The sequence below is a fragment of the Acinetobacter halotolerans genome (assembly GCF_004208515.1).
Taxonomy (GTDB): domain Bacteria; phylum Pseudomonadota; class Gammaproteobacteria; order Pseudomonadales; family Moraxellaceae; genus Acinetobacter; species Acinetobacter halotolerans.
Genome location: NZ_SGIM01000012.1, coordinates 32,306 through 56,007, shown reverse-complemented (window position 1 = coordinate 56,007; position 23,702 = coordinate 32,306). Strand labels below are relative to the sequence as shown.

General features: G+C 41.0%; 21 protein-coding genes. 14 read left to right on the top strand and 7 right to left on the bottom strand.

The window, feature by feature from the left end; all coding sequences use genetic code 11:
- Positions 1 to 10: 10 nt before the first annotated feature.
- The 4 genes from EXE30_RS13375 to EXE30_RS13360 form a co-directional block, all read right to left on the bottom strand.
- Positions 11 to 805 (bottom strand): hydroxypyruvate isomerase family protein, encoded by a 795-nt coding sequence (locus EXE30_RS13375; protein WP_130162827.1) that lies wholly within the window; start codon positions 803 to 805, stop codon positions 11 to 13.
- A gap of 22 nt (positions 806 to 827) precedes the next feature.
- Complete coding sequence (locus EXE30_RS13370) at positions 828 to 1,694, bottom strand: NAD(P)-dependent oxidoreductase (RefSeq protein ID WP_130162826.1); 867 nt, start codon at positions 1,692 to 1,694, stop codon at positions 828 to 830.
- A 316-nt stretch (positions 1,695 to 2,010) separates the two neighbouring features.
- Positions 2,011 to 2,799 carry a crotonase/enoyl-CoA hydratase family protein gene (locus EXE30_RS13365; RefSeq protein WP_130162825.1) on the bottom strand — a complete coding sequence of 263 codons (789 nt, stop codon included), beginning with the start codon at positions 2,797 to 2,799 and terminating at the stop codon, positions 2,011 to 2,013.
- Positions 2,800 to 2,876: 77 nt separating this feature from the next.
- Entirely contained in the window at positions 2,877 to 5,687 is a 2,811-nt protein-coding gene (locus tag EXE30_RS13360; protein WP_130162824.1) for a GacS-like sensor histidine kinase, read from the bottom strand.
- Positions 5,688 to 5,834: 147 nt separating this feature from the next.
- Between EXE30_RS13360 and cysM the strand changes: the two genes are divergently transcribed.
- The 4 genes from cysM to EXE30_RS13340 are packed head-to-tail and all read left to right on the top strand — an operon-like array spanning position 5,835 to position 11,363.
- Positions 5,835 to 6,770 (top strand): cysteine synthase CysM, encoded by a 936-nt coding sequence (cysM, locus tag EXE30_RS13355; RefSeq protein ID WP_130162823.1) that lies wholly within the window; start codon positions 5,835 to 5,837, stop codon positions 6,768 to 6,770.
- Positions 6,771 to 6,787: 17 nt separating this feature from the next.
- Positions 6,788 to 7,609, top strand: coding sequence for a 3'-5' exonuclease (locus tag EXE30_RS13350; RefSeq protein ID WP_130162822.1), 822 nt, complete (start codon positions 6,788 to 6,790; stop codon positions 7,607 to 7,609).
- A gap of 9 nt (positions 7,610 to 7,618) precedes the next feature.
- Positions 7,619 to 9,010: a 23S rRNA (uracil(1939)-C(5))-methyltransferase RlmD gene (rlmD, locus tag EXE30_RS13345; protein ID WP_130162821.1), complete on the top strand. Its 1,392-nt coding sequence runs from the start codon at positions 7,619 to 7,621 to the stop codon at positions 9,008 to 9,010.
- A 46-nt stretch (positions 9,011 to 9,056) separates the two neighbouring features.
- Positions 9,057 to 11,363 carry a RelA/SpoT family protein gene (locus EXE30_RS13340; protein ID WP_130162820.1) on the top strand — a complete coding sequence of 769 codons (2,307 nt, stop codon included), beginning with the start codon at positions 9,057 to 9,059 and terminating at the stop codon, positions 11,361 to 11,363.
- Positions 11,364 to 11,461: 98 nt separating this feature from the next.
- Here EXE30_RS13340 and EXE30_RS13335 read toward each other — a convergent pair whose 3' ends face one another.
- Together EXE30_RS13335 and EXE30_RS13330 are read right to left on the bottom strand one after the other, a co-directional pair.
- A complete protein-coding gene (locus EXE30_RS13335) occupies positions 11,462 to 11,890 on the bottom strand; it encodes a hypothetical protein (RefSeq protein WP_005198459.1) in 429 nt (142 codons plus the stop codon).
- A 384-nt stretch (positions 11,891 to 12,274) separates the two neighbouring features.
- Positions 12,275 to 13,060, bottom strand: coding sequence for an SDR family oxidoreductase (locus EXE30_RS13330; protein WP_130162819.1), 786 nt, complete (start codon positions 13,058 to 13,060; stop codon positions 12,275 to 12,277).
- 98 nt (positions 13,061 to 13,158) lie between these two features.
- Between EXE30_RS13330 and mazG the strand changes: the two genes are divergently transcribed.
- From mazG to yjgA, 9 genes are all read left to right on the top strand, one after another.
- A complete protein-coding gene (mazG, locus tag EXE30_RS13325) occupies positions 13,159 to 13,965 on the top strand; it encodes a nucleoside triphosphate pyrophosphohydrolase (RefSeq protein WP_130162818.1) in 807 nt (268 codons plus the stop codon).
- Positions 13,934 to 14,362: a ComEA family DNA-binding protein gene (locus EXE30_RS13320; protein WP_130162817.1), complete on the top strand. Its 429-nt coding sequence runs from the start codon at positions 13,934 to 13,936 to the stop codon at positions 14,360 to 14,362. The genes mazG and EXE30_RS13320 overlap by 32 nt, the downstream gene beginning before the upstream one ends.
- Before the next feature lie 139 nt (positions 14,363 to 14,501).
- Complete coding sequence (pcnB, locus tag EXE30_RS13315) at positions 14,502 to 15,956, top strand: polynucleotide adenylyltransferase PcnB (protein ID WP_130162816.1); 1,455 nt, start codon at positions 14,502 to 14,504, stop codon at positions 15,954 to 15,956.
- Positions 15,953 to 16,441 (top strand): 2-amino-4-hydroxy-6-hydroxymethyldihydropteridine diphosphokinase, encoded by a 489-nt coding sequence (gene folK, locus EXE30_RS13310; protein ID WP_130162815.1) that lies wholly within the window; start codon positions 15,953 to 15,955, stop codon positions 16,439 to 16,441. The genes pcnB and folK overlap by 4 nt, the downstream gene beginning before the upstream one ends.
- A gap of 39 nt (positions 16,442 to 16,480) precedes the next feature.
- A complete protein-coding gene (gene panB / locus EXE30_RS13305; RefSeq protein WP_130162814.1) occupies positions 16,481 to 17,290 on the top strand; it encodes a 3-methyl-2-oxobutanoate hydroxymethyltransferase in 810 nt (269 codons plus the stop codon).
- A gap of 3 nt (positions 17,291 to 17,293) precedes the next feature.
- Positions 17,294 to 18,139: a pantoate--beta-alanine ligase gene (gene panC, locus EXE30_RS13300; protein WP_130162813.1), complete on the top strand. Its 846-nt coding sequence runs from the start codon at positions 17,294 to 17,296 to the stop codon at positions 18,137 to 18,139.
- Between the two features lie 29 nt (positions 18,140 to 18,168).
- A complete protein-coding gene (rapZ, locus tag EXE30_RS13295; protein WP_130162812.1) occupies positions 18,169 to 19,020 on the top strand; it encodes an RNase adapter RapZ in 852 nt (283 codons plus the stop codon).
- Positions 19,017 to 19,286, top strand: coding sequence for an HPr family phosphocarrier protein (locus tag EXE30_RS13290; protein WP_130162811.1), 270 nt, complete (start codon positions 19,017 to 19,019; stop codon positions 19,284 to 19,286). The genes rapZ and EXE30_RS13290 overlap by 4 nt, the downstream gene beginning before the upstream one ends.
- 2 nt (positions 19,287 to 19,288) lie before the next feature.
- Positions 19,289 to 19,828, top strand: a complete 540-nt coding sequence (gene yjgA, locus EXE30_RS13285; protein WP_130162810.1) for a ribosome biogenesis factor YjgA — start codon at positions 19,289 to 19,291, stop codon at positions 19,826 to 19,828.
- A gap of 42 nt (positions 19,829 to 19,870) precedes the next feature.
- Here the strand turns inward: yjgA and EXE30_RS13280 are convergent, their stop codons facing one another.
- Positions 19,871 to 21,514 carry an acyl-CoA synthetase gene (locus EXE30_RS13280; protein ID WP_130162809.1) on the bottom strand — a complete coding sequence of 548 codons (1,644 nt, stop codon included), beginning with the start codon at positions 21,512 to 21,514 and terminating at the stop codon, positions 19,871 to 19,873.
- Between the two features lie 265 nt (positions 21,515 to 21,779).
- On the opposite strand from EXE30_RS13280, the gene thrS reads away from it, so the two are divergent.
- Complete coding sequence (gene thrS / locus EXE30_RS13275; RefSeq protein WP_130162808.1) at positions 21,780 to 23,702, top strand: threonine--tRNA ligase; 1,923 nt, start codon at positions 21,780 to 21,782, stop codon at positions 23,700 to 23,702.

The window sequence follows — 23,702 nt, the reverse complement described above, 5'->3', positions numbered from 1 at the left end:
CAGTAACAGTTTATGTATTCACATCATTGGAAAAATATTTCTTTTTCCATGCAAATGATTGATCTGAATGTGTTTCTGGTCTGTATTCGGCGGCAATTAGACCTTGATAATCACTTTGTAACAACCAGTCAAAGATTTGTTTATAAGGAATATTTCCAGTGTCAGGCTCATGGCGGCTCGGACAATCAGCAAATTGTATATGCCCAATATGATGAAGATTCTCTTGTAAACCCGCTAAAACATCTTCACCCATCATTGCCATGTGATAACAATCGTATTGCATTTTAAGTGCAGGATGGTTCACCGCCTCTAACATTTCTTGCGCTTGGGCAATATTTTGTATTAAAAAACGGGGCATATCTGTGCCATTGATCATTTCAAAAACAGGCTCAATATCATGCTCCGTGAGCATATGACATGCGAGCTTAAGATTGCTTGCCAGTGTGTTTAAGCAAGGCAATAAATCGGCATCTAAGGGTTGTTTGCCTGCGAGTATGTTTATGCGAGGCACATTCAATGCATTGGCATAGCTGATCGCAAGTTCAAGTGCTTGATAAAATGTCGTTTCTAATCCGGGAACACCTGCCAATCCATTACCACCTTGCATCAGGTCTCCAGCAGGGGCATTAATAAGACATAAAGAGAGGTTGTATTGGTCAAGTTGGGTTTTGATATCAAAAATTTCTAATTCATAGGGAAATTGAATTTCTACATGCTGAAAACCATGTGCATGTGCCAAAGCAAAACGTTCGATTAAAGGCACTTCAGTAAAAATCATCGATAAGTTGACTGCAAGATGGCTCATATTAACCTCCATGACGCGTTAATTATTGTTCTATATGTTGAATGATAGTAGCTAAATCATTCTCAGCAAAGCCATTTTGTTGGTGCGCTTGTAACTGTAGTAGGGCTTTTTGTGCAACAGGTATCTCTAGGTTAAAGCTTTGTGCGAGTTGTAACGCATTATTTAAATCTTTGGAAAGGGTTTGGACTTTCCACTGCACTGGTTCAAAGGTATGAGTCGCCATACGGGGAGCAAGTATTTGTAGCGGTTTAGAATCAGCAAATCCATCTGCAAGTGCAGGAGCGAGTAAAGTCGTATCCACACCTGCTTGGTCGGCCAGTGCAACGGCTTCAGCAATCAAGGTACTATTAGCGGCAACAATCAGTTGATTGCAAATCTTTGTTGCTTGTCCTGTTCCTGAATCGCCCATACGGGTTACGCGTTGTGATAGAACTTGATAGATTGGGTTCAGTTGTTCGATGGTCTTGGCAATTCCACCTGCAAAGATAACCAGTGTGCCTTGTTCCGCGCCCATCGTTCCACCCGAAACAGGGGAGTCGATCCATGTGACTTGTTGTTGTTGAGCAGATCGAGCTAATTCTTGGGTTACTGCTACCGATAAGCTAGAGAAATCGACAATGATTTGTTGTGGCTGTAGATAAGGTTGGATTTGAGCAAAGACACTTTGAACTGCTTTGTCGTCTGCCAAGCAGGTCAAAATCACGGGGTAGTCTGCAATCTGATCAAGTTCTAAAACGGTTGCACCTTGTTGAATCAGTGCCTCACAAGCATGTGGGCTGCGGTTCCAAACAGCAACTGAGTAGCCTGCTTGAAGGAGTCGGGCAGTCATGCGTGTACCCATTAAACCCATACCTAAGAAAGCAATTGGTGTTTGTTGATCGATTTGCATATAAAAACTCAATAACCTCATTATTTTTGATTTAAGATTTTTCACTGAAATATGATATCTGGAGACGCTATTTGTAGCTTATCTCTATATTAAGCTTTAAATAGCCGCTTAAATTGTGCGAAATCAAATTATTTTTGCGTAGGCGTTAGCCTTACTTTTGACTGGGCAAAAGTAACAAAACCTCTTTGTTGAGCTGACGGCACATCCTGAGCAATTTCAAAGCAACGCTTTGAATGCAGTGCAAAGCAGCTCAACGGCGGCATCCATGCTGCCCCACGATAGTGAATTATGGGGCAAACTGTATATTGAATTTAGCTTATTTATACTGACGCGGTAAGAATTCAACTTCAGGGTTCTTATCTTTCTTACGTGCAAGTGCGCTGTTTTTACCTAAAATCAGTTTAAGCTGCCACAGCTTTTCTAAACGTAACGCTTTTTGAGGTTGGTGTTGCATTGCATCTAATACGCGTTTGGCAGCCATCAATGCATCAGGTGAACGTTGTAGCATTTCTTGGGCAATGAGATTTGCCTTTGCTAATGGATCAGCGTCCAAATGCGTGACCAAGCCGATTTCTTTGGCATATTGCGCATCAAAAATACGTGCTGTTAGAGTCAATTCTTTTGCTAAATCAACGCCGATTAAACCCTTTAAAGAACGGGTTAAGCCCATATCAGGCACAAGCCCCCAACGACTTTCCATAATCGACATTTGTGTATTAGGTGTGGCAATACGAATGTCGGCAGCGAGTGCAAGTTGCATACCTGCGCCGAAACAATAGCCTTCAATTGCCGCGATAACGGGAATCGGTAAGTTTTGCCAAATTAAGAACGCTTTTTGAAAAAGGCTTTGTCCCGGTTTGATCAGTTCCCATGCCGCAAATACAGTATTTTTAGGATTATTTAGATCAGAAAGATCAATACCAGCACTGAAGACTTGTGCTTCGCCAGTTAAAATGACACAGCGAATAGAGCGATCTTTTTCAATTTTTTTGGCAGTTGCGACAAGTTCCTTTAACAACGCAAAACTCATTGCATTGCGTTTATCTGGACGGTTGAGGTAAACCGTTGCAATTCCATTGTTCTTTTCAACGCGTAAAACGGCCATCTGTCATACTCTTATTGTGTTTGATGATCGGCAGCATAGCATGAGTTTTTAAGATGAAACATGACACAACAGTCACCTTAACCGTCATTTAAATTAAGGATTAAATTTGCTGATTGTCTAACTTGTTCAATTGCAAAGTTGAGTTCATTAAAACGATGATTGGTTTCTCGAGTAAAACTTTCATCTGCTTTGCGACGTTCTTTACGCAGTGTCGAAACAAACTGTTCAAATTCACCTGCCACCCGTTGTAAGGTTGGTGTACCGACATAGCGCGTAGCACCATATAGACGGTGCAACACGTGTTCAAGTTGTGGGAAATCTTCCACCTCAATCAGTTGTTGCATTTCTGTCAATTCGGTATCAAAACTATCGACTAACATACGCAATAAGTCTTGGGCCAAATCTTCTTTATTGGCAGCCAGTTGAATGCTTTGTTGCCAATTTAAAATTTGCGGATCAATTGATTCTACAGGGCGTTTGGTTTCACTATTTACAGGTTGAGAGCTAAAATTATTCTTGGTCCACTGCGTCAAGATTTGAATGATTTGCTCCATTTGAATCGGCTTGGTGACATAGTCATTCATACCAACTTTGAGGAGTTTTTGTTTTTCATCTGCCAGCGCATGTGCAGTCAGTGCAATGATCGGCAGTTGCATACCTGAATCTAAAGTTGACTCTAATGAGCGAATCGCACGAGTGGTATCAATACCTGACATCACAGGCATTTGGATATCCATAAAGACCAGATCGAAAGGTGGCGATTTTTGTTCTATACGCTCTTGAATGATATCAATAGCTTTTTGCCCACTCAGTGCTTTGGTGGTGGTGACATTCAGTTCACCTAATAGCGCTTCAAGTACGATCAAGTTCGGTAAATGGTCATCTACAGCTAAGATGTGTAAGCCTTGACCATTAAAATCCTCTGGTTCTTGCTCAAAAATAGGTTGATTGCCTAACAGTTGAATCAGTTCACGACGGCTGAGTGGTTGGTAAATTGGTCGAGCACGATACTCATTCAACATGGTGGGATCGAGACTCATCTGATAGCCGTAAACAGCGAGATTGCCATGATAGCGTTGACGAATTTCTTTGAGTAACGCTTCGGTATCACCACTGTGATCGACAATCAGCCAAGTATTTTCTTGCTGATTTAGGTGATTGAGTCGACTAAATAAATCTAAAATCGACTGCGTTTCGATATGATCAACATGATAATTTTCGAGATATAAGCGAAGTACACTGGCTGTCGCAGGGTGTGCAAGATAAGACACCACTTGTAAATGGTCAAATCGAGGATGTTCGATTATGGCATCTTGTTCCTCTACTTTAAATGAAGCGGTAAACCAGAATGTTGAGCCTTTTTCAGTCGGTGCGCGTTCTTGGTTGTCTTCAAAGCCGATTTGTCCTCGCATCAAATGCACCAGTTGTTTGGAGATGGCTAAGCCTAGTCCTGTACCGCCAAATTGACGTGTGACCGACGCATCGCCTTGCGAGAAGGACTCAAACAATCTCTTGCGATCTGTGCCGCTTAAACCAATCCCACTGTCTTGCACGCTAAAATGTAATAGACACTGTCCAATCTCATCATCTTCCATACGCACACGAACGATGATTTCACCATCAGGTGTGAATTTAATCGCATTAGAAATGAGGTTGGTTAGGATCTGCTTAAAGCGTAAGGCATCACCGACTACATGTTGTGGGATATTATCCGCATAATAAAATGCCATATTAATATGTTTTTGTGCGGCCAAGGGAGACAGCATATCCATCACATCAAAGATGGCTTCTTCTAGGTCAAAGGGTGCAGTTTCAAGCTCTAATTTCCCAGCGTCAATTTTAGAAAAATCAAGAACGTCGTTGATAAGCGCTAGAAGATGTGCCGATGATTTACGAATGGTTTGTAGGTATAAATTCTGTTCGTTGCTTAAGTTCTGCTGACGTAGCAACAAGTGAATAAATCCATCAATACTATTCAGTGGTGTTCTTAACTCGTGGCTGATATTGGCGAGAAAGACTGATTTCGATTGGTTCGATGAAATAGCTTGGTCACGTGCCTGACGATAGGTAATGTTTTGAACTTCTAAAGTGTCCAGTGTTCGGCGTAAGTCTTCTTCAGTTTGTTCGGTATGTTCTTTTAATTCTAAGAAACTGAAGTGTAAGCGCTTGACCACATTAGCAATGTCGCGTTGTAGTAATCGCAGTTCACCTGTACTGTTGACCACAATATGCTGATCCAATGTATCGGCATTGAGGCGTTGCATTTGCATACGGATCTCGTATAAAGGTGCCAGCCAACGACGAGAAAAAACATTTAAGCAAAACAATAAAATTAAGAGTGTTAACAGTCCTGTCGCAACCAGTGATAATAAAATCTTATAGCGAGCGAGTTCGAGTGAGTGGTTGTTCAACTCAATCATTAACCACACTGAATTGGGGTTGCTGTTATCCAGTCTTACACCATAAATATTATTATCATTATGTGGAATAGGACCAAAAAAATGACTATTTTTAGGAAAGTTTGGCCAGAAGCGATTATTTTGATAGCCAACAGTTAAGTAAGTTTGTCCTTTATTGTCAATCAACACTGCGCGTTGTAAGTTTTTTTCATCAAACATCTTCTGCATGAGGTTTTGAGCGCGATCGTACTGATCAGGATGTTCTTGTATGAGATGAAATAGCTCAGTCGAGGTCTGATGGTAACGCGCCAAAATGGCAGATGCTTCCGCATTTTGTTGTTGTTTGGCGGCATTGGTTGTTTCAGATAAAACCCAAATGATTCCCACACCTGTCAAAATCGCGATCGGAACGAAAATGAGTGCGATCAGTTGTCCGTAAGCATGATTGAGCCGTAAACGTTTGGAGATGGCTTTATTGAAATTTGACATAGTTGGGGCAGATTTATCATTCTGCAAAATATCTTAGCACGCTTTACATCGCGTGAGCGTTTAGCGGTCAATAAAAAGCAGCGTGAAAAGGTGCAGTTTCTCTGTTTTTTTCATACAATAGTCGCCACATTGATATCGGTGTCGATCATGACGAACATGCAAACTGATTTTTTAGCAAATGAATTTTTACTCGATGATTATGTTGGTAAAACTCCTTTAGTGCGTTTACAGCGGTTAGCAAGTCATACTCAGGCCACGGTATTAGCCAAATTAGAAGGCAATAACCCTGCCGGATCAGTCAAAGATCGTCCTGCATACAATATGATTATCCAAGCCGAAAAGCGCGGACAAATCCAGCCAGGTGATACTTTAATTGAAGCAACCAGTGGAAATACAGGGATTGCGTTAGCGATGGTCGCAGCCATGCGCGGCTATAACATGAAGCTGATCATGCCGAACAACATGAGCCAAGAACGAAAAGATGCCATGTCGGCGTATGGGGCTGAGTTAATTGAAGTGACACAGCAACAAGGTATGGAAGGCGCACGTGACTTGGCATTGCAGATGCAAGCACAGGGTCAAGGCTTTGTACTCAATCAGTTTGGCAATCCTGACAATGTAGAAGCACACTATCTCACCACTGGCCCTGAAATCTGGAAGCAAACTGCTGGAAAAATCACGCATTTTGTCAGTTCGATGGGAACCACAGGCACGATTATGGGTGTCTCAAAGTATTTAAAAGAACAAAACCCTGAGATTCAAATTATTGGTCTACAACCTTCAGATGGATCGAGCATTGCGGGTATTCGTCGTTGGCCGCAAGAATATTTACCTACCATTTACGATGCCAGTCGTGTCGATCGTATTATGGATATTCCACAGATCGAAGCGGAAAGAACCATGCGTAAACTTGCTCGTAAGGAAGGAATTAGCGCAGGTACATCTTCGGGCGGCGCTGTTTGGGCTTCGCTCAAAATCGCAGAAGAGAATCCAGATGCCGTGATTGTTTGTATTATCTGCGACCGAGGTGATCGTTACTTGTCGACTGGATTGTTTTCAGTGCAAGATGAAGACCAAGCCTAACTGAATTGTATTGAATGATGAGCTTACGTTTTCCGATTTTAGTTTTTGATATTGAAACACTGACTGATTTAAAAGCTGGTGCTCATCTGTATCACCTTGATTTGCCTGAAGCCGATGTGGAGCAGGCACTGACCAAGATTCGCCGTCAAGAGTCTGGTATGGACTTTCAGCGTTTGCCTTTACATGAAATTGTGTGTATCTCAGGCTTATGGATTGATGAAAAAGGTTTTAGACTGTTTTCATTTAGTCGGGAACAGAACTCTGAAGCGGAAATGTTGACTAAGTTTTTATCTATTTTTGATAAAAAACAGCCAACTTTGGTTAGTTGGAATGGTTCACAATTTGACTTGCCGGTGATTTTATTCCGTGCCATGTACCATGGACTTACGGCACCGAGTTTGTTTGATCAAGGTGAAATTGATAACCAAAAGCGCTTTAATAATTACCAGAACCGTTACCATCATCGTCATGTTGATTTGATGGATGTCATGGCCATGTTTAATGGTCGTAATTTCCAAAAATTGGATGATATTGCGTGTCTTCTTGGTTTCCCTGGAAAGCGTGGCGAGTCTGGTTATCATGTGCCTGAATATGTCCGTACTGAGCAATGGTTAAAACTGACCAGTTATTGTGAAGGCGATGTTCTAAATACATGGTTGGTGTATTTACGTTGGTTACTGTTAAAAGGGCAGCTAAATCAACAAGATCATCAACAGATGATTCAGTCAACAGTTGAATATTTACAAACGCAAACGCAACAATCAGATTTTTTACAGGTATGGCAGCGAACATCGCAATATACTGTATTCACCGCACACACTTTTGCGCCCCAAAATTAGGTTCATCTTTTGAAACATAAAGCGAAACAGCGTCCAGCCCAAAGTCCTATTTATACCTTTCAAGTCGAAGCTTTTTCGCATGAGGGGCGAGGGATTGCACATTATGGAACGCATGCAGATCATCCGAAAGAAAAGCAGGGTAAAAAAGTTTTTATTCGTAATGCTTTAGTCGGTGAGACTGTACGAGCAAGAATTACCCATCAGACTACTCGTCTAGAAGAAGCTGAAATGCTGACACTTGAGAGTGAGGCAGCAGAGCAGAGAATTGAGCCGATTTGTCCACATTATGGGGTGTGTGGTGGTTGTAGCTTACAACATATCCATCCTGATGAGCAGATTCGACTAAAGCAAAATGTGTTGCAGTCCCATCTACAACATTTTGCGGGCTTACAACCTGAACAGTGGCTCGATCCTATTCGCTCGGTAAAAATGGATTATCGACGTCGCGCTAGGATTGGTGTTCGCTATATCGCTAGGCAAGACCGCCTCGTGATGGGCTTTCGGGAACATCATAGTAATCATTTAACTGCGATTCAGCAGTGTAATGTGCTGGAGCAAACTTTATCTGCCACATTACCTGAGCTGAGAAAGCTACTGGAAAATTTAACTGCTAAAGCCCAGATTGGACACATCGAGTTGGCAATGGGGGATACAGATGTTGCATTGTTAATTCGTCACTTGGACGAATTAAATGTGTCGGATGTCAACCAATTACGTCAATTCGCGCTAGACAAGCAATGGCAGTTGTACTTACAACCCAAAGGGCCAGACAGTGTACATCGCGTGGATGACCCGCGAGCACCGATGCGTTTGCATTACCGTTTAGACGAGTTTGACGTCAATTTCGCATTCTCACCGTTAGATTTTACACAGGTAAATGGCGCTATAAATGCTAAAATGGTTCAATTGGCATGTGAATTGCTAGAATTACAACCAGGGGAAAGGGTACTTGATCTATTTTGTGGATTAGGCAACTTCTCTCTTCCTTTAGCGCGTTGTGTTGGTGAGGCAGGTCAAGTGGTGGGTGTTGAAGCAAGTGATGAAATGGTACAACGAGCGACGGAGAATGCAAAAGCAAACGAGCTGGCTCATGCCGTATTCTTTTCACAAGATTTAACAAAAGACTTTTCGCATCATTCTTGGGCAAAACAAGGATTTGATGCATTATTGATTGATCCTCCTAGATCGGGTGCATTTGAGGTGATGCAGTATGTACCGAAGTTTGGAGCAAAAAGAATCGTTTATGTTTCATGTAATCCTTCAACACTGGCAAGGGATGCGGGTGTATTGGCACAATATGGTTATCAGCTTAGGAAAGCTGCAGTAATGGATATGTTTACCCATACTGAACATGTTGAATCTATTGCCTTATTTGAAAAAAATGAGTTTGATAAAATCTAAGAGATAAACGATTAGAAAATGAGTTATATATCCAGAGGAGAATGGTATGGTCACAGTACGTGAACAGTTACCTGGACGATTCCAAGAATTGTCTGAGGAAGCGACTGTAGAACATGCCGCTGAAGCGCAAAGTAGTCTAGTTTCTTGGCTAGATCGAGTGTGCGATATCTTGGATAGGGATGAGCTGAAACAACTACAAAAAGTTGCAGAGCTTACCTTAGCAAAAGAGTTAGAAACTACGGTTAATCATCATACCAATACCTTTAGTACAGGGATTGGTATGGCAGATATTCTAGCGCATTTACATGTAGATGAAGATACGTTGTCAGCGGCAGTATTATATCGAAGTGTACGTGAAGGATTGATCACACTTGAGGATATTCAGCGTGAGTTTGGTGAGCAAGTTTTAGGTCTCGTCAAAGGTACACTTGCGATGGGTAAACTGTCTGAGTTGATTGAAAAAAATAAGCGCCTAGAAGATCATTTTAATAATAACCAACGTGAACATTTAAACGGCATATATAAGATGCTCATCTCAGTGACAGAGGATGTGCGTGTTGTATTAATCAAATTGGCAGAACGTACTTATGCATTGCGTGAGTTAGCAAATGCAAGTAAAGAGCGTCAAGAACGTGTCGCTCGTGAAATCTTAACCATCTACTCTCCGTTGGCACATCGCTTAGGGATTGCACAACTGAAATGGGAGTTGGAAGACCTTGCCTTTCGTTATTTAGCACCTGAACGTTATAAAGAAATTGCATCTTTACTGAATGAAAAACGTTTGGAGCGAGAGCAGTATATTCAATTTGTGATTGACAAGCTTAAGACTGAATTGAGTGTATATGATATTGATGCTGAAATTACAGGGCGAGTGAAGCACATTTATTCGATTTATCGAAAAATGAAAAGTAAGAATCTCAGCTTCGATCAGCTCTATGATATACGGGCAGTGCGTGTATTATTGAAAAGCGTACCCGATTGTTACCATGCCTTAGGAATTGTGCATCAGTTGTGGCGGCATATTCCTAATCAGTTTGATGACTATGTTACCAATCCGAAAGCCAATGGTTACCGCTCTTTGCATACGGCAGTCATTGCAGAGAATAAATCTCTAGAAGTGCAAATTCGTACTTTCGAGATGCATGAAGAAGCTGAACTCGGAGTTTGCTCGCACTTTAACTATAAAGAAGGTGCAAAAAATACCGATCACTCCTTTAATGATCGTTTGCATTCCTTGCGTGCAGTACTTGAGCATTATCAGGAACGTACTGAAACTACACCACATGGCGAAGATGATGAGTCAAATGGTATAGATCAGATTCAAGATTTTGAGAATTTTGAAAAGATTTATGTGTTTAGTCGTGATGGTGATATTAAAGAATTGGCACGCGGTTCAACGGTTCTTGACTTTGCATACCATGTGCATACCGAGGTGGGGAACAAATGCTATGCCGCACGGGTAAATCAGCGGTATGTGCCATTAACCTATACCTTAAAAACGGGTGAACAGGTTGAGATCTTAACCAAGAAAGATCGGGAACCAAACCGTGATTGGCTGGTAAATTCCTTAGGTTATATCAAAACTTCGCGCGCACGAGACAAGCTACGTCACTGGTTTAGGCAACAAGATCGTAGTAAGAATATTGAAGTGGGTCGAGAGCTGTTGAATAAGGAGCTCGCGCGGCTGGCTATTCACCCGAAAAGTATTGATTTAAAGGATTATTCATCTCATTTTAATCTAAAATCTGGTGATGATATTTTGGTGGCATTAGTCAGTGGGGACATTAGTCTGCATGCGCTGATTAACCAAGTGAATCGTCAGATGCATTTGGATCAAGATGAGCCTGAGTTGGTGTTGAAGCCAGCATTGAATCCGCGTGCCAGCCATACTTTATCTGCACATGGGATCTTGATTGATGGTTTGGATAATGTGGAACTACACATTGCTCAATGTTGTCAGCCTGTTCATGGTGAGTCGATTGGCGGCTACATCACTTTAAATCGTGGTGTGAGCATTCATAAGGTCGCTTGTACGGATTATATACGGATGACAGGGCTAGAGCCTGAGCGTGCAGTAGAAGCAGATTGGGAAATGCAGCCGACCCGCGGTCAGAGTGTGCAGATCGTGGTTGAGGCGTATGATCGTCGTGGTTTGCTTAAAGATTTAACCCAAGTGATCTTTTCTGATCAAATCAATATTCGTCAGGTTAATACCATTTCCGAATCAGACGGTATTGCCAATATGAAGTTGCTAATTGAAGTTAAAGGTTTAGCACAACTCTCTCGTTTATTGGCTCGCTTAGAGCAACAACCGGGGATTATTAGTGCAAGACGTTTGGTTCAAGGCAGTTAAATATTGTTGAATCATAATAAAACCCGCTTAGGCGGGTTTTATTATATCTGTGATCAATAAATATGAATGTTCAGATAAATCTGAACATAATATTTATATTAGATTTTACATTTTTTGCTTTTTTGATAAGTGGCAATATTATCAATATTGGTTTGAGCCTTCGCTTTAACTGCTTCTTGAACAGAAAGGTTGTTGACATCAGAAGTATCGTCTTCACCTGCAATATTATTTGCAATTTGACTTGCTTTCGCTGTTTTCTCAGAGTTACCTCCAAATGCAGCTAATGCACCACCCGCAACGCCAGCCCATTTGCTAATTGCTTTACCAGGTGCTTGAGCGTTGGCGTTAATGTTGGCAATATTTTTTTCAGCTGCAGCGAGTTCACGTTTCGCATTGGCTTGCTCAACAGAAAGCGTTGGGCAGTCCATCGCTCTTAATTCAGTCGTTGAGAAAGGTTTACCCTCAGTTGCTGCAAAAGTTGAAAAAGAAAGGGCTGCAGCAGCAGTTAAAACTAATAATTTTTTCATATTATAAACACTTTAAAAGGTTTTCGGTTAAATGACCAAGATATGTTTGGCGGGTGGATTCTATTTAATTTGTTTTTAAATGTCACTATTTTTTAATACTTTTTTTAAAGAATTGTCTGTCTACATTATTATTTAACTTAATTTTAGTTATATTGATTGTGTTTTTAATAAAGAGTTTTTATTTTATGTTATTGATTTTTATAATTTATTTTATTTTTTATTTGTGGTTGTGTGATATATTTTATATTCCTTGAAATTATGAAAATTTGTTCTTCTTTGATCGCATTTTATTTGAAAACTGAGTTTTATGTGAAATTTCAACCAAATATGGGTGGGGTTATGGAAAACGTCCACCCTATATTTTATTTGAGGATAATGCTGCGATTAAAATGATTTATTTTGTCTGGATAATAATAAATTGCTGAGCCGATTTAAAAATTGTGGACTAATACTAGATAGTTGATACATGAGTTTTGATTTCATTCCTACTGGAGTATGTGTTGGGAGGAGGAGATGGTTTTTTTGTAGTGCTAAATTAAATACCTGTTTAGCTACATCGGTTGGAGTTAAATCAACGCCGATATTTTGAATACTTGCTGCATCCATATTTTTAATCATATCGGTTTTTACAAATAAAGGCATAACATCTAACACGCGAATATTATATTTTTGCCATTCTACATCGAGTGCTTCTGTTAAACCGCGCACTGCAAACTTGTTGGCAGAATAGGATGCTAAATCCGCTTGACCATAAATTGCTGACGCTGAAGAGAGATTAATCACACGAGCAAAACTGGCATTTTTAAGATATGGAAAAGCAGTATGACAGCCGTTTAAAACCCCTTTGATATTAATATCCATTGTACGCTGGTGTGATTGAATTGAAGTCTGTTCAAATGCACCAGAATATAAAATTCCAGCATTATTGATTAAAATATTGAGTTCACCTGCCCAGTGTTGAAACTCTTGTAGCGCGATTTGCCATTGCTGATCATTGCTCACATCTAGGTATCCGGCTTTAGCATTTTCCCCAAGTTCTTGAGCTAAAGTTTGGGCCTGTTGTTCATTGATATCATAGATTCCGACTCTGAAGCCTTTTTGATGAAAAAGTCGAGCGATTTCCGCCCCGATTCCTTGGGCTGCTCCAGTGATAAAAACGCTATATTGCATGGCTTTCCTTTATATTGATATTTCTTGAGTGGGTGTATATTACGCATAAGCTGTTTTATGCTGCAACAATTTGGCTTTATCGGGTTTGGGAGATCATCATGGAAAAGTTATTAGAAATCATGCAACAGTTACGAGAAAAATGTCCATGGGATCAACAACAAACACCAAGCAGTTTGACTCGCTATGCTATTGAAGAGGCTTATGAGGTTGAAGCTGCGATCCGAGCGGGGGATTTAGATGAAATTCGTAATGAGCTTGGAGACTTGTTACTCCAAGTCGTATTTCAAGCACAGATGTTTAGTGAGCAAGGCGCATTTGATTTCCAAGATATTGTGAATGCGATCAGTGAGAAACTCATTCGCCGTCATCCTCATGTATTTCAAGCTGAGAAATTTCAAAATCTAAGTTCCGAACAAGTCAGTGCATTATGGAAACAAATTAAGCAGCAAGAGAAACAGGGTAAAGCTCAGTCGCGTTTAGACGAGATCAAACATGCACCTGCACTGGTGCAGGCTCATGAAATCCAGCACAAAGCAGCACAACTCGGTTTTGATTTTGAAACGATTGAAGATGCTTATGCAAAACTTGATGAGGAATTGGCAGAGTTACAGCAAGCGATAAAAAACCAAAAAGCCGATGAAATAGAAGAAGAGTTTGGTGATTGTCTATTTTCTTTGATCAATGTAGGACGTAAACTAGGGCTGTCAAGTGAGAGGGCATTGTTGGCAACGATTCATAAATTTAGACATCGCTTTGCTTTTATTGAACAACAAGCACAACGACAACAGAAAGACTTGCAAGAAATGAGTTTGGCAGAAATGGATGAACTATGGGAGCAAGCAAAACGACAATTAAAACCTCAGGGGATCTTCGATGAATTTGCCGCAACCCAGCAGCAAACATAATATTTTTTTGTGCATATTTTTATGCTTGGGTTTCTTACCGAGTATTCATGCACAGCAGTTTGATCAATCCTATGAAAAATGGAAAGCGCAGCAGCAAATACGTGATCAACAATTGGCGAATCAGCCTAACAATAATTATTATCTTTCGCGACCGACACATCAACATAGTACCAAGCAGGTTTCATCTTCTGTAAATATTCGTGGTGATAAAATTAGTTTAAATCAAGCGAACTTACAGCAGTTGCAAACCTTAGATGGTGTCGGGGAGAAAAAGGCCCAAGCTATTGTTGAGTATCGTCAAAAGAATGGTGGTTTTAAAATGGTTGATGAACTTATGAATGTAAAAGGAATAGGGTCAAAGTTACTTGAGAAGAATAAAGCAAGACTGATACTTTAAAGTGGATTTTGGGATGAAATCACGCATTAAACACATCGATCTGCTGAATCTTCAACAGAATAAATTGCCCTTTGTGTGTGTTAGAGCTATGATTAGCGACAAATTGTTATTTACGTCCTGACGTAGGAGACAGTGTCTTTTGCAAACTTTGCGTGCGTCAAAATGTGGGTTATCCACAACTCAACTTCCTTCCTCCATATTAGATGTGATTGATAGCCTGACGAAAGCTGGCTATGCGGCATATATTGTGGGTGGTGGTGTTCGCGACTTAATGTTAGGTCTTAATCCTAAGGATTTCGATGCAGTTACGGATGCGACACCAGCTCAAGTGAAAGAAGTTTTTGGTCGACGTTGCCGGATTATTGGGCGACGTTTCGAATTAGCACATGTTTATTCTGGTCGCGAACTCATTGAGGTTGCGACTTTCCGTGCCCCCCCTAAAAAAGCAGTCACCAGTGCATCTGGTATGATTCTTCGTGATAATAATTGGGGAACGATTGAGCAGGATTTCGCACGTCGAGATTTCTCAATCAACACTTTGTATTATCAGCCTCGTCAAGGCATTGTGCTGGATTTTTGCAATGCTGTTGAAGATGTAAAGTCACGTACATTACGTTTTCTCGGTGAACCTGCACAACGTTTTGAAGAAGATCCAGTGCGTATGTTGCGAGCTTTACGCTTTGCGGCGAAACTGAATTTTCAAATTGATCAATCTATTCTCGATGTATTTAATCCAGACATGACGCAGCTATTGCGTGATGTTTCGCCACATCGTTTATATGATGAATCGCAAAAGCTCTTTACCATGGGACACTTAACACGTGTGTTACCGATGTTGATTGATTTTGGGGTGTGGAAGCAGTTATTTGCTGAAATTCCACCAAATATCACCGCATTTATAGAGCGTGCAGCCCGAAATACTGATCAACGGATTCAAATTGGTAAAACCATTAATCCTGCATTCTTTTATGCAGTATTGTTATGGAAACCATTTATAGAGCGTTGTGATTTTTATTTGAATAAAGGGATTGTTCCTGCTGAAGCACGTGCTCAAGCTGGACTTGATGTATTGAAGCGTCAAGCAACCCGTACCATTATTCCACGCTTTGCTGAAACTTTTATCCGTGAAGTTTGGGAAATGCAAACGCGTTTGTTGAATCCAAAACCACAGCAAATAGAAGCTTTGGCTGGACATGCAAGGTTCCGTGCTGGATTCGATTTCTTGTTACTTCGTGAGAAATCTGGTGATACCCAAACTGAAGGTATGGGTGTTTGGTGGGAAAACTACCAAGAAATGTCGGTTGATCAAAAAGAAGCGGCAATTCGTCAGTACAATCGTCAGCGCACTCGAACTCGTCGCAAGGTTGCTGATGCGGATGAAGCTAAAGTGAGTGAAATAGAGCCTTTAGTGAATGAACCAGAACCAAGAAATCGTCGTGCTAAAAAAGAGCGGGTGAGAACAACTGAATCTGCGAATCGTTTTATTGAAAAAGCAACGATGGATCCTCATCAGATTCATGCGGATCATCCGATTCTCAAGCGTAAGCGTGTTCAACGTGATTTAAGTCAAGTGGTATTTGGACCAACGCAATGACAATTCGCACTTTTATTGGTCTTGGAAGTAATTTAGGAGATTCGCAGCAGATTTTAAATGAAGCTGTTGCGAAACTTGAGACTTTAGGCTCTGTAAAGGTTTCCAAGCTCTATCAAAGCCCACCGATGGGACCTCAAGATCAACCTAATTTCTTAAACGCGGTTGTTCAACTGGATACCACACTTGCGCCTCTAGCTTTATTAGATCAATTACAACACTTTGAGCAAGAAGCAGGGCGTGTACGTTTACGTCGTTGGGGCGAACGTACCCTTGACCTAGATTTGTTGATCTATGGTCAGGAACAAATTCACAATGAACGTTTGACTGTGCCTCATATTGGCCTTCTTGAGCGTGATTTTGTGATTATCCCTTTATTAGATTTAGATGCTCATTTACAGTTAAATGGTCATTCGTTAAAAGATTTAGAACTGGTACAGCAAGCAAACTTGACTGTAGTTGCAAATCAGTCTTGGGCAACCGCTTAAGATTATTTTGTTCTGGAAATGCCTGTAGAGGACATCATCATGATTAGTCTAAGTGACTTAAGAAAGTTTAAAGCCGAAGGACGCAAGTTTTCTTGCCTAACTTGTTACGATGCAAGTATGGCGAAAGCAATGGAACTGGCTGAAATTGATACGATTTTAATCGGTGATTCTCTCGGAATGGCGATTCAGGGAAGAGATTCAACACTTCCTGTCACGGTTGAAGATATGGCTTATCATACAGCCGCTGTGCGCCGTGGTAATGCTCATGCCCTCATTATGACGGACTTACCCTTCATGAGCTATGCGACACTTGAAGATGGTTTGAAAAATGCCAAAGCGGTCATGCAAGTTGGCGCGCAAATGATCAAGATTGAAGGTGGTGCTTGGCTGAGTGAGTTGGTTCAGGTTTTGACCCGTAATGGCGTTCCTGTTTGTGTGCACTTGGGTTTAACACCGCAATCCGTCCACGTGTTTGGGGGGTATAAGCTTCAGGCAAGAACACGTGAAGCAGCAGATCAACTGATTGCTGACTGCCAAGCGGTTGTGGATGCCGGTGCTGCTGTTTTACTGCTTGAATGTGTGCCAGCTCAACTCGGTAAAGAAATTGCTGAATTATTCCCGAATACACCTGTAATTGGCATTGGTGCAGGAAATGAAACCGATGGACAAGTTCTCGTTGCACAAGATATGTTGGGCTTAACTTTTGGACGTGTTGCGCGTTTTGTACGTAATTTCATGAAAGAGCAGGCCGGTGAAACTGCAATTTTAGATGCATTTAAAGCGTATCATGCAGCCGTTCAAGATCAGTCTTTCCCAGCAAAAGAACATACTTTCCAAGTTGAGCTTTGATTCATGAAAACAGAAACAACCATACAAGGCTTAACTGCGTCACTTGCACCTGCGCGTACTGCAAAAAAAATGATTGGTTTTGTACCTACAATGGGAAATTTGCACGAAGGTCATTTGACTTTAGTGCGTGCTGCAAAAAAGATCTGCGATGTGGTGGTGGTTAGTATTTTCGTCAATCCTATTCAGTTTGGTGTAGGCGAAGATTTTGATAGCTATCCTCGTACTTTAGAGCAAGATAGTCGGCTATTGGCTGATGTGGGTTGCGATATTATTTTTGCGCCTTCTGTCGAGCAAATGTATGGCAAGCACCCTCGTTTAACAAATATCAGTGTAGCTCAAATTACTGATGATTTGTGTGGTCAGTCACGTCCAGGACACTTTGACGGGGTTGCTGTTGTTGTTACTAAGTTATTCAATATTGTACAACCTGACTACGCCTTCTTTGGTGAAAAAGACTATCAACAGTTGGCTGTGATTCGTCAATTGGTTCAAGACTTGAACATGCCACTTGAAGTCATTGGTGTGCCGATTGTGCGCGCTGAAGATGGTTTGGCATTAAGCTCACGCAATGGATATTTGTCTGAACAACAACGAGCTGTTGCACCTACAATTTATCAATCGTTAAAACAAGCTGAGCAACAATTGCATGAGGGACAAGCACTTTCCCAAGTGTTAGCAAATGTCTCTGCTCAATTGACACACGCAGGGTTCATTGTGGATTATGTGGAAGCTCGGCAAACCAACTTGCAACCTATAGAACGATTTGACCAAGATTTGGTTTTATTTATTGCTGCAAAACTAGGTGCAACACGTTTGATTGATAATTTACAAATACATTTTAAAACTTAGAACTTGAAAAATAAAAAGGGCAAAATGCCATGAAGCGTATTCTTATCGTCACAGGACAATCTGGCTCAGGGAAATCCTCTGCATTACAAGTGCTCGAAGATCTGGGATATTATTGTATAGATAACTTACCTTTGGCATTGTTGCCTGAAATAGTGGCAAAACTGGATCGTGAAAATAATCTGGAACAACTTGCTTTAGGTGTCGATGTTCGAAGTACTCGTGCAGATATGCAAGAGTTCGATCAAGTTTTCGACCAATTACAAAAACATGGTTCAGTGGATATTATTTACTTAACCACGCAAGATCAAAATTTGATTGCGCGTTTTAGTGCGTCACGAAGACCACATCCTTTGGCGAATCGTTTTAATAGCCTGTTGCAATGTATACAGGAAGAAAAACAGTTACTGATTCCGATACAATTTCGATCAAATGTACATATTGATACCACGGATAAAAGTGTCCATGATTTAAAGCATATTTTGTTGTCCAAACTTGGACAGTCGAATAATTTGATTGTTATTTTGCAATCCTTTGGTTATAAGCACGGTATCCCACTTGATGCTGATTATGTATTTGATGTACGTCATTTACCTAACCCGCATTGGGATTTAGAATTACGACGTTTTTCAGGCTTGGATGAGCCTGTACGTCGTTTCTTAGAAAGTAGTCAACAAACGGATGAAATGTTTGAAGATATTTATACTTTTTTAGAGAAATGGTTGCCTGCATTTGCAGAAGGACATCGCCACTATATGACCATTTCAGTGGGGTGTACTGGAGGGCAACATCGTTCAGTTTATATTGTGGATAGACTCAAACAAGCCCTTGAGGCAAAATGGGCTGTCCAAATCTTACATAGAGAAATGAAGCACTGGTCATGATAGACACAACAATTGATGTAATTAATAAACTCGGCTTACACGCACGCGCATCTGGTAAACTTATTGAAGTGACAACGAAGTTTCGTTCTTTTATTCAAATTGGTAAGGGCGATAAGTTGGTTGATGCAAAAAATATTATGTCGTTGTTGATGTTGGGTGCTGGTAAGGGCACCACATTAAGATTAGTCATCGAAGGTGTTGATGAAGAAAAGGCACTGGAAGAAATTCAATCGCTGTTCGCAGCAAAATTTTATGAGGCAGAGTAATAGTGTCACGTCGTACCCAGCAGCGTTATACCGATGAAGATTTCGAGTCATTAGAAGGGCGTGCAAGTAGAACTGAGCAAAAAAAAGCGGTACAGCGCATGGCCGCTTTGGGTGAACAACTGGCTCAATTGAATCCAAAACAGATTCAAAAGCTGCCTGTCGATGAGCGTTTAATTGATGCGCTGCTTGATGTACAAACGATTAGTTCATATGAAGCAAAACGTCGTCAGTTCTTACGAATTGGTAAATTACTGCGCAATGAAAATGAAACAACGATTTTATCTTATCTAACTCCTCAACAAGGTGCGAAGAAACAAGCACAGTTGTTACGTTGGGTCGATCGTATGATTGATCAGGGTGATCCAATCATTAATGAATTTAGTAAAGTCTATAATGCCTCTGAACGCCATACTTTACGGCAGCATGTATTGCGTATTCATCGTGATATTAAACGAGAAGTGAGTGAAGAAGAGCTTGCAGCCTCTAAACTTAAATTGGTGAATTATGTACAGCAAGTGGCGTTGTTGTCTGAACAAGGCTAAAGACCAAAAAGAAGTTTCATTTGAAACTTCTTTTTTTTTGGATTAATTTCCAAACTCACCTGACGCGCGTTGTTTAGCCCACTCGCGTAAAATAAATTTCTGTAGTTTGCCTGTCGATGTCTTTGGAATTTCAGTAATCACGATATCTTTAGGAACTTTAAAGCGAGCAAGCTCTTTGTGACAGTGCGCAATGATCTCTTCCGTTGACGTAGATGCGCCTTGTTTTAATTCAATAAATGCACATGGTACTTCTTGCCAGCGAGGATCTGGCTTTGCCACCACAGCTGCAGTTAATACTGCGGGGTGACGATAGAGCACATCCTCAACTTCTAAAGATGAAATATTTTCGCCACCTGAAATAATAATATCTTTAGAACGGTCGGTAATTTTGGCATAGCCGTCAGGATGACACACAGCTAAATCACCGGTATGGAACCAGCCCCCTTTAAATGCCTCTTCCGTTGCTTGAGGGTTTTTCAAATAACCTTTCATGACGATATTGCCACGGAACATAATTTCTCCCATAGTTTGACCGTCATTAGGCACAGGTTGCATGGTCTCGGGATCAAGTACACGCATACTGTCTTGCAATGGATATGGCACACCTTGACGGGAATGAAGTTGAGCTTGTTCCTGAATAGATAAATCACTCCAGCCTGCTTGTGTAGCGCAAAGTGCTGAAGGGCCATAGGTCTCGGTTAAACCATACACATGATTGACATTAATGCCGATATGATGCATTCCTTCAATGATGGCAACGGGAGGCGCGGCACCCGCTACCATAACTTCTACGTGGTGTTCAAATGCTATTTTTTGTTGTTGAGGTGCATTAATCAGCATCGATAAAACAATGGGCGCACCACAGAAATAATCCACTTTATGCTTGGCGATATATTTAAAGACCAGTGTTGGATCTACACGGCGTAAGCAAATATTAGTACCACCACTGGCTGCAATTGACCATGCAAAACACCAACCATTGCAGTGAAATAGCGGGAGTGTCCACAGATACACCGCACGTGGTTTCATCCCACAAGCTAAAATATTGCTTGCAGCATTGAGGTAGGCTCCTCGATGGTGATAGACCACACCTTTGGGATTACCCGTAGTGCCTGAGGTGTAATTTAGACTGATCGCATCCCATTCATCTTGAGGTAAATGCCATTCAAACTCAGGATCACCTTGGGCGATCCAAGATTCATATTCGTATTGTCCAATGGCAATTTGCTCGCCATCGAATTCGGCATCAAACACATCAATCACAATAATTTCTTGTGCGATAAGTGTGAGCGCTTCTTCAGCGATTGGGCGAAATTCAGGATCAACCAATAGGACTTTTGCTTCAGCATGTTCAAGCATAAAGGCAATGGTTTTTGCATCAAGGCGAGTGTTTAAGGTATTTAAAACCGCACCAACCATCGGTACCGCAAAATGTGCTTCAATCATGGCAGGGATATTGGGTAATAACACCGAGACGGTATCATTTTTCTGAATTCCTAATTTTTCGAGTTGATGGGCGAATTGACGACAGCGCTGATAAGTTTGTTTCCATGTAATTTGGCGCTCACCATGAATAATCGCAGCTTGATCTGGATAAATATAGGCGGCACGCTCTAAATAGCGTAATGGAGATAAGGCGACGAAGTTTGCGGGTGTTTGTGGTAACTCATCATAAGCACTGACCATGTGTATTGCTCCCTAAATGTTTTTGTCATCTCTATCTAATCAACATAGTGTTTAGTTCAATCTAAATCATTTAGGCTTTAGTCTGAGAGAAAACCTTGAATGAACTTGGGTTTTTCTGACACAGAGGTTTCATCCTTGCCTAAACCTGTGTAAAATCTTCGATACTTTTTATCCGCCGTTTTTTATCTTTTGAGGTTTACCTCAATACATAATCTCGCGGTGATATGCTCCTTCGTAGAGGGCATCACTCCTTAAGGATTTTATTATGCCAATCATTACTTTACCAAATGGTGATCAGAAACAATTTGATCATCCGATTTCCGTAATGGAACTTGCTCAGAGCATTGGTCCGGGTCTTGCGAAAAATACTGTAGCAGGTCGTATCAATGATCGCTTGGTGGATGCCTGTGATCTCATCACAGAAGATGCAACAGTTCAGATTATTACACCGAAAGATGAAGAAGGTTTAGAAATTATTCGTCACTCATGTGCGCACTTGGTTGGACATGCTGTTAAGCAATTGTTCCCAGAGGCGAAAATGGTGATCGGTCCTGTGATCGAAGAAGGTTTCTACTACGACATCTGGATGCCACGTCCATTTACATTGGATGATATGGCAGCGATTGAAGAGCGTATGAAAAAGCTCATCGATCAAGATTATGATGTTATTAAGAAAATGACACCACGTGATGAAGTCGTTGCTGAGTTCACAGCGCGTGGTGAAGAATACAAGTTACGCTTGATAGCAGACATGCCTGAAGAAACACAAATGGGCTTGTACTACCATCAAGATTATTTGGATATGTGCCGTGGACCACACGTACCAAACACCAAATTCTTAAAATCATTCAAGCTCACTAAAATCTCTGGTGCATACTGGCGCGGTGATGCGAAGAATGAACAGCTGCAACGTATTTATGGTACAGCTTGGGCGGATAAAAAACAGTTAGCTGCATATATCAAACGTATTGAAGAAGCCGAAAAGCGTGATCATCGTAAAATTGGTAAAGCTTTAGATTTATTCCATATGCAAGAAGAAGCGCCGGGTATGGTGTTTTGGCATGCAAATGGTTGGACAATTTATCAAGTGCTTGAACAATACATGCGTAAAGTTCAACAAGACAATGGTTACTTAGAAATTAAGACACCACAAATTGTTGACTTCACTTTGTGGGAAAAATCTGGACATGCGGCGAACTACGCAGAAAACATGTTTACGACACATTCGGAAAGTCGTAACTATGCGGTGAAGCCAATGAACTGCCCATGTCACGTACAAGTCTTTAACCAAGGCTTAAAGTCTTACCGTGATTTACCAATTCGTTTGGCGGAATTTGGTTCTTGTCATCGTAATGAGCCATCGGGTTCTTTGCACGGCATCATGCGTGTTCGTGGATTTACGCAAGACGATGCCCATATTTTCTGTACCAAAGAACAAATTGGTAAAGAAGTTGCTGACTTTATTAAACTGACTTTAGATGTTTATAAAGATTTTGGCTTTGAAGAAGTACAAATGAAGTTATCAACACGTCCAGAAAAGCGTGTGGGTGATGATGCACTTTGGGACATCGCTGAAAAATCTTTGGCCGATGCACTTGATGATGCTGGCTTGGCTTGGGACTTGCAACCAGGTGAAGGGGCATTTTATGGCCCGAAAATTGAATTTTCGTTAAAAGATTGCTTAGGTCGTGTATGGCAATGCGGTACAATCCAATGTGATTTTAATTTGCCGATTCGTTTAGATGCATCTTATGTCACAGAAGATAATGAGCGTGATCAACCAGTCATGTTACATCGTGCAATTCTTGGCAGTTTCGAGCGTTTTATTGGTATACTAATTGAACACTACGCTGGTTTCATGCCACCTTGGCTTGCTCCTATCCAAGCTTGTGTAATGAATATTACCGATTCACAAGCTGAAGCATGCGAACAAGTGGTTGCAAAACTCAAAGAAAATGGTCTTCGTACTATTTCTGACTTGAGAAATGAAAAGATCGGATTTAAGATTCGTGAGCGTACCCTAGAGCGTATTCCTTATCTTTTGGTTCTTGGTGATCGAGAAGTTGAAGAAGGTACCGTAAACGTGCGTACTCGCTCAGGAAAAAATTTAGGTACTATGTCAATCGATGCATTTATTGACTTAGTGAAATCTGCCGTTGCCGAACGTGGCCGGTATATCGTGGAGTAA